The organism is Pseudoalteromonas sp. S1612, from assembly GCF_005887175.1.
GTDB lineage: Bacteria > Pseudomonadota > Gammaproteobacteria > Enterobacterales > Alteromonadaceae > Pseudoalteromonas > Pseudoalteromonas undina.
The window spans coordinates 1-10,659 of sequence record NZ_PNDH01000058.1 but is presented as its reverse complement, the minus strand read 5'-3'; the positions used below and the strand labels follow the sequence as shown (position 1 = coordinate 10,659).

The window sequence follows — 10,659 nt, the reverse complement described above, 5'->3', positions numbered from 1 at the left end:
GACCTCAGCCGTCAGCTATCAGCAGCACAGCGTCAACCTGACCACCGTAGCATGGGTTGAGTATCTAGAACCCCATAGGCAAAATAGCGCACCGACTCTAAATACAAGCAAGCCCGATTTAAAAGAGTCGGGCTTTTACGGGTGTAAAGGAAGCATCCTTAAAACAGTCCATAGGCTTCAGTTTCTTGCTCTTGAGCGCTGCTAGATGGTTCAAGCTCTTTGGGCTTAAATATTGCGCTAGGATCAATAAGTACACTATGTTTATCAGCGAGTTTGATCAGTCCATACATCATGCTTCTTGTTTGGGGGTCAATATCAAAACCAACTTCGGTAAGCTTATCTAGTGGTTTAATATCTTCTTGTTTATATTCAATATTATCTTCAACCTTATCAACTAATAGGCCTACATGAGGGGTCATGCCATCTTTAGTGGTAAACACAATAATAGGTTTATAATCTAAAGTGATTTGTTCTATTGCAGAGTCGAATAAACGCTCTAGGTGAATAAGATCATGTCGCCTTATAATCTCAAGTTGAGTACTAACTTGTTTGCTGTTGCCTTTTTTATATGCATCTATTGCACTGGTCAATTGGTGTAGCAGCGATTTAAACGGATCATCAAAGCGTGACATAGTATTTTTTAATTCATCGTTATCAGTTTTAAACTCTGTATAAAACTGTTCAAAATCAGTAAGCTCATACTGATTCGCCTTTAACGAGCTTTGCGAAACGAGTAGTTCTTGCTCTAATTTATTAAACCAAGCAATTAGTTGTTTTTGCCAAGATTTAAGTTGCTTTAAAGCATCTAAATTACTGCGCTCAGTAGATACTCCATTTAAAATGATTCCAAGATCAAATACTGGGGTTGGGATCCCCATATAATCTTTAACGCCCAAAAAGCTTTTATTGTCGTTAGGTAACACCGTGAGGTTATTATTAAATTGTTCCGTTAATAAGATATCAAGAATCTTAAGTGAAATGGTTTTATAACCCACTTTAAAGTTAATTAAGTCCATAGTTTCCTCACATACTTAGTTTGTATATTAAGGATAGAACAATATTTGGAAGGTACTTATTTATTCACATAATAAGAGCGATATACATTACGCTTATTTTTATTTTTTGTATCAATAAAAAACTTTTTGATTATTTTATCATTTATTAACAGTGAATTAAGCTCTTTCATTAGGCATGAGTGTTTAAGCGGTAATTTGCAGTTTGCTGCAGCCCTACTAAATGCCATCGCATTAATATAACCTTCAAAATGAAGACGGTTGGGTTTTGTAATCTTGTTTGCTTGCATATCGGCCAAAAATTCATTACAAAAATCATCATTACATGTGAGTGGATTAGGAACAATTTCTGTAACCATAATATGTGAGGGTGTGGTTACTTCATCAAATAAGTCAAAGCTAGGTACAAAAGAAACACTGGTATAGTCTGGGGTAAAATTCTTCGCATGTGCACTGTTTATAAATTCACCAAGTGGTGCGTAGGTGCCAACTAAACAGATAGCTGTCACCCCACTGGCTTGTAAGGCATTAAGCGCTGATGCTACATCATGACTATTACGTTGATAACGCGCGACTTTTATAGGCGACAGATCATATTTTGTTAGTTCTTTCCTTAGCCCCGATTCTACGTACAAGCCAAACTCATCTGCTTGAATAAATAGCCCTATCTTTGTATGTTTGCGCTCCTCTACTAAGTATTTAATTTGCTCTGCGGCTTCGTCATTGTAGCTTGCTCTTAAATTAAATATGTTAGCTCGTGATTTATCATGTAGGAAGCTTGCCCCGCTAAAAGGCATTAAGAACGGAATTTTTGATTGCTCTAGTAAAGGTATAATAGCATGGCTGGTTGGGGTGCCCATGGCACCAAACAATGCATCGACTTTGTCGGAATAAATAAAAGTACGGGTATTATTAACGGTTTGTTTTGGTTCGTAATTATCGTTAGCAACTAGAAGTTGTACCTCCGCGCCATTTATTCCGCCGGCATTATTAACCTTGTTAAAGTAAATGCTACTGCCTTTATACAATTGTTGACCAATATTTTGAGCCGGTCCGCTTAGTGCTGTAGACATGCCAAGTTTAATAACTTTGCTATTATCTTGCTCTGCAAAGGCTAAAGGCTGCCCTAAGACTAATGCAATGGAGGCAATGCTAAGGTGTATTATTATGCGAAGTGCGTTCATACCAGTTATTTACAGCCTTTTTTAATAATATATTAAACGGCTTTATGCCATTCACACCTAACTCGGTTTGGATATTTTTAGGTTTCCAATTTTGTAATACTAGCCTAATAAAAACAGATTGGAAATTATCCTCATCATTTGGCAAGCTAGAAGGAGATGCCCAAAAGCTTCGCCATAGTAAAGGTTTAATATTAAATAGCTGATAGTCACTTGTTAACATAGATTTTAATCTTGATTGATCAGCTATGCTATTGGTATGAGTATTAAAGCGTGAAACAATTTTTGCTACCAGTTTATAATCTAGCTGACTAAAATGGCTGAGCAATTGCAAAGGAAAATCAGCTTCGAACTGGGCTGTTAATTGTTCTAGTAGTTGGTCATTTTTAGTTAAACTCTTAATAACTAATGCGCTATGTTCACCCGTTGCCTTATCTTTTTGAAAACCCAGCTTTACCAAATTAAAGTCATTATTTTGCCAAAAACTAAGTAATTGCGCATTAGCACCAAAGCTAGCACCAAACCAATCACACTCGTTCTGTAATTGCTGTTCACAGTAATGAAGTAATTGTGTTCCTAGGTGCTTATTGTGCTGCTCTGGATCAATGGCAATTCGCACCACGCGAGCGCAGTATTGTTTTAATAACTCAGGGTTAAAGCTTAATTGTGCAAGGCTTTGCGCCATTAAATGCCCTTGAGGGCGGCGCTTACCTTGCACTACTTCATTACTCAACGATGTAGTAAAGCCACCTTCTATCGCTACTAAACACACACCAAGAATATTATCACCTTGTTGACAAACAAATAGGCGTTGCCCAGCGGCATCTAGTAAGTGACGTAAGTCATTCACACTGGTTTGATAATGTGCCAGTGTTAGTAAGCCAACAACTTGATGAAGCAGTGGTTCGTCGTTAGTAAGTTGATTTGCTTGCAGATGCTTAAATTGTAGGGGAGCAGTATTCAAACTAGCGCTGTGATGTTCTGCATCCAAAGCTAAGAGTGTACGAAGGTGCAGCTCTAAAGGATCGTGCTTTGCAAAACGGATTGGCTGATCAAGGCTGATGCTACGCATGTTTTTAAAATGCGTTTTAAGGTAACGAGTAAACTTTAAAATATAACCGCGACCATTACCTTCATAGCCAATCATAGTGCTTGAAAAGACCACACGAGGATAAAGGTGAAGAATTTTTATGAGAATTGGAACAGGGATTGCTGCTGCTTCATCAATTAATAGCAAATCGCACTGCGGTTGTTCGTTCAGTAGTTGATCAGGCGCCACATAGTGCATGTTTGCAATGTGTTTATCGCCAGCTCGATAATCTATATCAAGCTCACTCGCTAAGTGCTTAAAACTACTGTGCAAAGCACGAAATTGCATAGAGCAAATAAGTATGTTTTTATCGCTGAGTTTACTTGCTGCAATACCTAATGCGGCTGATTTTCCTCTTCCCCGATCTGCATTAATTAATAATGGTCGATTTGCTCGTCCGTTTGCCGTTTTTATTATTAATTCAATACACTGTTGTTGCTCGGTAAAGTCAATTTCACCAGTTGATAGATTCGTATCGGTAATACACTGCCAACCATTTTGCTGGCTAAAATGCAGTAAAGTAGTTTTGCTTAGTAAGTGAGCTAAGCGTTGATTAAAAAAGCTGTAAGGGTGCATTTGCCCAAAAGATTGAAATAAGGGAAGGGCATCATCACACCAGTGTTCAAGTTCTTTAAGTTCGGGTAGCAATATAATTAAAAAACCACCTGCTTGCACAACGCCACTGAGCGCGGCTAGTTTATCTGGCACCAGTCCACTGTAGCCGTCATAAACAGCATGGGCGCACTCTTGCCCTAAAATTTGGTGGGTATGCTCTGGCCAATGTGCATTAATTAAATGAGTGCTTTTAGACAGCACAAAGGAGGGTTGCTGTAAATGAACAAGCAGCTGAGTGCATTGCTCATAACACCAGTTTTTATCGCCTGTAAGCAGCAGTAACTGGCGATGTTTCGCATTCGCAAGTTGTTGCTGTACACGCTCTACAACGCGGTTAAACGGCTTGTAATCTTGCATAAGCTGTTACTAACCACTTACTGCCTAAGTCGTCAAAGTTAACTTGTACGCGAGATTGTGCGCCACTGCCTTCGTAGTTGAGTACGGTGCCAATGCCAAATTTTGCATGCAGCACGCGTTGACCTAAGTTAAATCCGCTTTCTTCAAATGCAGCATGGCTAACCGATGCGCTAAAGCGACCGGCTGCAGGCGGACGAGATACTTGCGTTTTTATGCGAATTTCTTCTACGCAGTCCTCAGGTATTTCACGTAAAAAGCGCGATGGGCTGTGATATTTCTCTTGGCCATATAAACGGCGGCTTTCGGCATGGCTTATATAGAGCTTATCCATAGCGCGGGTCATACCCACGTAACAAAGGCGGCGCTCTTCTTCTAAACGGCCGGTTTCTTCATTACTTTGCTGAGATGGAAACATACCTTCTTCAACACCGACCATAAACACTAAAGGAAACTCCAAACCTTTAGCTGAGTGAAGCGTCATCATTTGTACGGCGTCTTCATGCTCATCGGCTTGGCCTTCGCCAGACTCAAGTGAGGTGTAAGCTAAAAAGCCTTGTAGTGGCGAGCTAAACTCTTCCTCTTCAGGGAGTTCATACTGATCGCAGGCACTAATTAATTCTTCTAAGTTTTCTACTCGAGCGCGGCCTTTTTCGCCTTTTTCAGCCTGATACATAGCCATTAACCCTGAGGTTTGAATCGCGTATTTAGCTTGCTCATGCAACGTTAAGTCACTAATTTTATCTTCAATATGCTCAATAAGTTCGACAAACTTGGCAACTGCTCCTGATGCTCGACCCGATAAATGCTGTTGTTCTACAATGGCTTTAGCAGCATACCAAAGCGGCAAAGATTCAGCGCGAGCGCAGTCACGAATATGGCTTAATGTTTTGTCACCAATGCCTCGGGCTGGGGTATTAATTACACGCTCAAATGCGGCATCATCTTGGCGGTTACCCACTAAGCGTAAGTATGAGAGGGCATCTTTAATTTCTTGACGTTCGAAGAATCGCATACCACCATAAATTCGGTATTTTAAACCTTCTTGTAGCATCGCTTCTTCAAGTACCCGCGATTGCGCATTACTACGATACAAAATAGCCGCATCCTGTAGCGCATTTCCGGCATTTAACCAGCTGCGTAATTTGCTACTCACAAAGCGCGCTTCATCTAGCTCGTTAAAGGCAGCATAAATAGAAATTGGTTCGCCGTCGTTACCGTCAGTCCACAAGCTTTTACCCATACGCTCGGAGTTATTCTGTATAAGCGCATTAGACGCTTTAAGAATAGTGGCAGTCGAGCGATAGTTTTGCTCAAGGCGAATTGTTTCAGCATCAAAGTCTGTTAAAAAGCGTTTAATGTTTTCTATTTTAGCGCCACGCCAACCGTAAATACTTTGGTCATCATCGCCTACAATCATAATACTACTAGTGTCGCCAGCAAGTAGTTTTAACCATGCATACTGAATAGTATTGGTATCTTGAAACTCGTCTACTAGCATGTGCGCAAAGCGCTGCTGATAATGACGCAGCAAGGTTGGGTTATTTTTAAGTACCTCATAGCTACGTAGTAATATTTCAGCAAAATCAACTAGGCCCGCTCTATCACAAGCTTCTTGATAGGCGGCGTAAACGCGCAGCATCATTTGCTCGTTAATATCGTATGCCTGAATATCTTTAGGGCGCAGAGCTTCGTCTTTTTTAGCGCTTATGTACCAACCAAACTGTTTGGCTGGCCATTTTTTATCATCAATATTCATAGATTTTAACAAACGCTTGATCATACGAAGCTGATCGTCAGAGTCTAAAATTTGAAAGGCTTCAGGTAAATTTGCTTCACGGTGATGTGCCCGTAAAATTCGGTGCGATAAACCATGGAAAGTACCAATCCACATGCCACCAACAGGGGCTTTTAGAGTTTCTTCAACTCTTGAGCGCATCTCTTTAGCGGCTTTATTGGTAAAGGTTACCGCAAAAATACTGTAGGCAGAGGCTTGCTCTACTTGCATTAACCAGGCAATACGATGAACCAATACTCGAGTTTTACCTGAACCTGCTCCAGCTAATACCAGCATGTTTTGTAATGGCGCTGCAACGGCATCGCGTTGTTTATCATTTAAGCCATCGAGTAATTCTGAAACGTCCATCGTTACGCCTTTTTAATCAATAATGAGAGCAGTATAACAGGTGTTTTTGTTAGGCTAAATAAAATACTGTTTTTATAAACAGCTATTTATAAAATAGGTATTTAAGTTGTTGAATAGTGAACAGTATAAACTGAGCAAGTAACTAAAATAGCTATTTAAAATTGCTAATTTGACTTATTTTTGGCAAAAAATACTAAAGCGATAAATTCGTAATAATTTAACTGTATGATTTGTAAGCCTTAATAAATTGGCATAAAGTGTGTAAGTATAAATAATAAGTACAAATACAAAATTAATTAAACTACAGAGGTTAGTATGTCTCAACAAGGTTCTGGCGGAAATGTAATAGCCGCTCTATGTAATATTTTTTTCCCGGGTTTAGGGCAGTTGGTGCAGGGTCGTATTTTATCGGCGCTGGTGTTTGCCATTTTGGTTTTTGGCGGTTACGCGTTATGGTTCTTAGTTGTTCCAGCTATTGTTGGAGCCGTATTCCATTTATGGGCAATTATTGATGCTGCCCGCTATCGCTCAGGCGGTTAGCTATATTGATGATACTGAAATAGCGCCTTGCGGCGCTATTTTTGTATCTGGCTTGCGTTATTCATAACTGACTAGGTTATAATCTGTTGTAATTAGCAGTACTGGAATAAAGTTATGGAATACCAATTTATTCGCGACCCTATTAGTGGGTTAAGAATTAAAATAAGCAGCGAGCATGCGATTATAGGCCGTTGGTTAAATGAAGAAATAGGCAAAGACAAAGTGGCTATGGTGCTGGCGCTTATTAGCTCGGTGAGTTCAAGCTTTGAACCGTTAACACTTAAAGGCCAAGAAATTGACCTGATCCTTTCTAAAGATGAAGCGTTATTTGAAGCGCATGCGCTGCATCAAGATAACGAAGATATATTAGCCTACCAAGATGACGAATTAATGCTTGAAGAGAATGATTTAAGCAGTGGTTGTGGTTTTGAAGACTTTGTTGACCTGATCAACTCATGGCATGAGTTTTCGGCTGGTCGTTAAGTTATATTATCTGTATTATTACCCTAATTATAAATCCAACAGTGGAACCAATATGTCTGCGAATTTAAACAAGCTAGTTGTTATGCTAGAAATGCAAAATGCCATGAATACTAAAGTACATGAGCAATGGTTTAGTCAAGGCTTTGAATGGTATAGAGCTATTTGGGTTGAATGTGCAGAAATGTTAGATCATTACGGTTGGAAATGGTGGAAAAAACAAACTCCAGATACTGAACAAGTGATTTTAGAGCTGGTTGATATTTTTCACTTTGGCTTATCGTTGCGTATTGACGGTGAGACTAGCTACGAGCAAATCGCTACGCAACTACAAGCCGAAATGAGTGCACCACAACAAGGTGATGACTTTAAACAAACGCTTGAATTACTAGCGGCCAGTGCTGTTGCCAATAAAACCTTTGATGCAGCCGCCTTTGCTGGTTGTATGGCGCAAATAGACATGGATATTGATGATTTATACCGTGGTTATGTAGGTAAAAATACGCTTAACTTTTTCCGCCAAGATCATGGTTACAAAGATGGCAGCTACATTAAAGTATGGCATGGTCAAGAAGATAACGAACACTTAGTAGAAGTAGTTAAAAGCCTTGATACTGAACATGCAGATTTTGCAAAACAGGTATATCAAGGCTTAGTAGCGCGTTACCCTCAGGGCGAATAAGCTAAATAAGCTAAATAAGCTAAATAAGCTAAATAAGCTAAATAAGCTTACGGTAATCGGTGACGCTTAAGTAATCGGTTATATCGTTATGCGGTTGCTGACTATTAGGGTTAGCAACCGCAAGTAAATGCTCAATGCCGTATTCTCGTGCGGCATGTAATACCGGTAAGCTGTCATCTACAAATAAAGTGCGGCGTTTATCAAACCCCAAGTCCCCTTGCACTTTATGCCACAAGCTTTGTTGCTCTTTACTTACTCCATATTCATGCGTTGACACCACCCCGTCTAAATAATTATCAATAGCGGTATGCTCAAATTTAAGCATCACGCATTCAGGATGAGCATTGGTAAGTAAAATGAGCTCTTTACCTGCACGTCGAAGTTCAGTTAAAAAATGCGGAACGTCTTCACGAATTTTGATTAAGTGGGCAGACTGGCGCTTTAGTTCGAGAATAGGTAAGTTTAGCTGTGCTTCCCAATAGTCAGAGCAGTACCACTGAATTTTGCCACTCACAGCCTGATAGCGTTTTAAGATATCTGCGCGGGCTTCCTCAAAACTGATATTTTGAGCCAGAGCATGTTGTTGGGGTACAACATTGAGCCAAAAGTCAGTGTCGTAATGTAAATCAAGTAAAGTTCCATCCATGTCGAGTAATACAGTATCGATTTTTGACCAGTTGAGCATGATGTATCCTTATGAAAACTACTTTTTGAAATGAATAAGTTGCGATGAAGTAGATTAATGAACTTTGTTAATTGAGTTATTAAGGTATAAATCCGACAATGTTATATTAAGAGCGTATTCGTAGCCTAAAATAAAGAATTAACCTTAGCTAAACCCGAGAATTATTTGCTCAATTAAATTGCTTTTAATTCAAACTGAAACTCGCATCTTATACTCATTTGGGTATATGATTAGTATAACTGCAATGATAGCAAATTGATGCCCATGACACAGAAAAAGCACCCAACACCACCACAAATTCTCAGTAATAATGTTGTCGCTAAAAGTCGCTTATTTACTGTGGAGTCTTTAGAGCTTAAGTTTTCAAATAACGAAGAGCGTCAGTATGAGCGAATTCGCGGCGGTGGTCGTGGAGCCGTTATGATTGTACCTATGACCACTGAAAATGAGTTATTACTGGTTCGTGAGTATTGTGCAGGCACCAATGACTATCAGTTAGGGTTTCCCAAAGGGCTCATTGACCCAGGTGAAACGCCTGAACAGGCTGCAAACAGAGAGCTCAAAGAAGAAATTGGCTTTGGCGCTGAATACTTTAAACCGCTTAAAACGGTCACTATGGCACCGAGCTATTTTAACGCAACCATGCATATTTTGTTTGCTAAAAATTTATATCCTGAAACCTTACTAGGCGATGAGCCTGAGCCCTTAGTGGTGGTGAAATGGCCACTTTCACAGTGGCAGTCGTTATTAGAACAACCTGACTTTACTGAAGCACGTAGTGTTGCGGCTCTGCTATTATTAGATAAGTATTTAGCCTCAGGAGACATTAATGAATAAACTTCTAGAGCCATGTATTGAGCTTGCGCAAAGTGCAGGGGATGCCATTATGTCTTTGTATAAAAAAGACGATATTGGTCAGCAAGAAAAATCAGATAATACGCCAGTAACAAAAGCAGATTTAGCTGCAAATGATGTGCTCGTGGCGGGTTTAAATGCGCTTGCTCCTGACATTCCAATTATGTCAGAAGAAACCCCCATTCCAGCGTTGCAAGATAGACAGCACTGGCAACGTTATTGGTTGCTTGACCCAATGGATGGCACCGGTGAATTTATACTCGAAAGTGGTGACTTTGCCGTTAATATTGCATTGATAGAAAATAACCACCCAGTGTTGGGGGTTATTCATTGGCCAGCAAAGGGCGTGACCTATTATGCAACGGCTAAAAATGGGGCATTTAAGCGTGAAGGTGAGCACGATAAACAAATATTTGTAGCACCGCCCGAGAGTTTAACTTTGGCTGTAAGCCGCCGCCAAAAAATAGAAGCAGTTAGCCAGTATCTAAATGCGCAATTTGCAACGGTGGCTTTAGGTTCGTGTTCACTTAAGGCGTGTATTGTTGCTGAGGGTAAAGCAGATTGTTTTTTAAGAATAGGTCCTACAGGTGAGTGGGATACGGGTGCATCGCAAGTTATTGTTGAAGAAGCGGGCGGCTGTATTACCGACGCTGAATTTAATCCTTTAACGTATAACCAAAGAGAAAGTACAGAAAATCCGGATTTTATTGTTATGGGTCATCCCGACTGGGAGTGGCAAAAAATGATAAATCCACATCAGCGATTACTGTAAATACCACTGTTTGATGGGTTTTTGTTCACTTAAACGTTTTTAATTAGTAAAACCTTGCATTATAGGTTTATTCCTATATTATAGCGCTCTCTTCGAAACAGGCTTGTGAATAACACAATACTGTTACTAAGAAATTACAGGCGCGGGATGGAGCAGTCTGGTAGCTCGTCGGGCTCATAACCCGAAGGTCGTCGGTTCAAATCCGGCTCCCGCAACCACTGAAGTAACATGTTTTATTAAAAAGAC

The 10,659-nt window shown here is 40.0% G+C and carries 10 protein-coding genes and 1 tRNA gene; 6 read left to right on the top strand and 5 right to left on the bottom strand.

The features are described from left to right. Positions 1-158 precede the first annotated feature (158 nt). From CWB78_RS17035 to uvrD, 4 genes are read right to left on the bottom strand one after another with little or no spacing between them, the layout of a single operon-like run. Complete coding sequence (locus CWB78_RS17035; protein WP_138596647.1) at positions 159-1,016, bottom strand: chemotaxis protein; 858 nt, start codon at positions 1,014-1,016, stop codon at positions 159-161. A 56-nt stretch (positions 1,017-1,072) separates the two neighbouring features. Further along, positions 1,073-2,197 (bottom strand): ABC transporter substrate-binding protein, encoded by a 1,125-nt coding sequence (locus CWB78_RS17030; RefSeq protein ID WP_138596645.1) that lies wholly within the window; start codon positions 2,195-2,197, stop codon positions 1,073-1,075. Beyond that, on the bottom strand, positions 2,166-4,256 hold the full coding sequence (locus tag CWB78_RS17025; protein WP_138596643.1) for a GNAT family N-acetyltransferase: 2,091 nt from the start codon (positions 4,254-4,256) through the stop codon (positions 2,166-2,168). Before CWB78_RS17025 ends, CWB78_RS17030 begins: the two co-directional genes overlap by 32 nt. Further along, positions 4,234-6,399 (bottom strand): DNA helicase II, encoded by a 2,166-nt coding sequence (uvrD, locus tag CWB78_RS17020; protein ID WP_008108265.1) that lies wholly within the window; start codon positions 6,397-6,399, stop codon positions 4,234-4,236. The genes CWB78_RS17025 and uvrD overlap by 23 nt, the downstream gene beginning before the upstream one ends. 315 nt (positions 6,400-6,714) lie before the next feature. Between uvrD and CWB78_RS17015 the strand changes: the two genes are divergently transcribed. The 3 genes from CWB78_RS17015 (at position 6,715) to CWB78_RS17005 (ending at position 8,101) form a co-directional block, all read left to right on the top strand. After that, positions 6,715-6,939 carry a hypothetical protein gene (locus tag CWB78_RS17015; protein WP_054202800.1) on the top strand — a complete coding sequence of 75 codons (225 nt, stop codon included), beginning with the start codon at positions 6,715-6,717 and terminating at the stop codon, positions 6,937-6,939. Between the two features lie 114 nt (positions 6,940-7,053). Beyond that, positions 7,054-7,422: a YacL family protein gene (locus CWB78_RS17010; RefSeq protein ID WP_008108271.1), complete on the top strand. Its 369-nt coding sequence runs from the start codon at positions 7,054-7,056 to the stop codon at positions 7,420-7,422. A 52-nt stretch (positions 7,423-7,474) separates the two neighbouring features. Continuing rightward, positions 7,475-8,101 carry a dUTP diphosphatase gene (locus CWB78_RS17005; protein ID WP_138596641.1) on the top strand — a complete coding sequence of 209 codons (627 nt, stop codon included), beginning with the start codon at positions 7,475-7,477 and terminating at the stop codon, positions 8,099-8,101. Positions 8,102-8,138: 37 nt separating this feature from the next. Here the strand turns inward: CWB78_RS17005 and yrfG are convergent, their stop codons facing one another. After that, positions 8,139-8,786, bottom strand: a complete 648-nt coding sequence (gene yrfG, locus CWB78_RS17000) for a GMP/IMP nucleotidase (RefSeq protein WP_054202798.1) — start codon at positions 8,784-8,786, stop codon at positions 8,139-8,141. A 264-nt stretch (positions 8,787-9,050) separates the two neighbouring features. On the opposite strand from yrfG, the gene nudE reads away from it, so the two are divergent. The 3 genes from nudE to CWB78_RS16985 all read left to right on the top strand — a co-directional run bounded on the left by nudE (position 9,051) and on the right by CWB78_RS16985 (position 10,631). Then, positions 9,051-9,623 carry an ADP compounds hydrolase NudE gene (gene nudE / locus CWB78_RS16995; RefSeq protein ID WP_008108276.1) on the top strand — a complete coding sequence of 191 codons (573 nt, stop codon included), beginning with the start codon at positions 9,051-9,053 and terminating at the stop codon, positions 9,621-9,623. Next, positions 9,616-10,413: a 3'(2'),5'-bisphosphate nucleotidase CysQ gene (gene cysQ / locus CWB78_RS16990; RefSeq protein ID WP_008108277.1), complete on the top strand. Its 798-nt coding sequence runs from the start codon at positions 9,616-9,618 to the stop codon at positions 10,411-10,413. Before nudE ends, cysQ begins: the two co-directional genes overlap by 8 nt. Positions 10,414-10,554: 141 nt before the next feature. Next, positions 10,555-10,631 (top strand) — tRNA-Met (locus CWB78_RS16985). Positions 10,632-10,659 lie beyond the last annotated feature (28 nt).

What these genes read in the sequence shown, in the direction of transcription:
- CWB78_RS17025 (WP_138596643.1), bottom strand. Translation starts at nt 4,256, where the DNA reads ATGCAAGATTACAAGCCGTTTAACCGCGTTGTAGAGCGTGTACAGCAA.
- cysQ (WP_008108277.1), top strand. Translation starts at nt 9,616, where the DNA reads ATGAATAAACTTCTAGAGCCATGTATTGAGCTTGCGCAAAGTGCAGGG.
- CWB78_RS17035 (WP_138596647.1), bottom strand. Translation starts at nt 1,016, where the DNA reads ATGGACTTAATTAACTTTAAAGTGGGTTATAAAACCATTTCACTTAAG.
- yrfG (WP_054202798.1), bottom strand. Translation starts at nt 8,786, where the DNA reads ATGCTCAACTGGTCAAAAATCGATACTGTATTACTCGACATGGATGGA.
- CWB78_RS17015 (WP_054202800.1), top strand. Translation starts at nt 6,715, where the DNA reads ATGTCTCAACAAGGTTCTGGCGGAAATGTAATAGCCGCTCTATGTAAT.
- CWB78_RS17005 (WP_138596641.1), top strand. Translation starts at nt 7,475, where the DNA reads ATGTCTGCGAATTTAAACAAGCTAGTTGTTATGCTAGAAATGCAAAAT.
- CWB78_RS17030 (WP_138596645.1), bottom strand. Translation starts at nt 2,197, where the DNA reads ATGAACGCACTTCGCATAATAATACACCTTAGCATTGCCTCCATTGCA.
- uvrD (WP_008108265.1), bottom strand. Translation starts at nt 6,399, where the DNA reads ATGGACGTTTCAGAATTACTCGATGGCTTAAATGATAAACAACGCGAT.
- CWB78_RS17010 (WP_008108271.1), top strand. Translation starts at nt 7,054, where the DNA reads ATGGAATACCAATTTATTCGCGACCCTATTAGTGGGTTAAGAATTAAA.
- nudE (WP_008108276.1), top strand. Translation starts at nt 9,051, where the DNA reads ATGACACAGAAAAAGCACCCAACACCACCACAAATTCTCAGTAATAAT.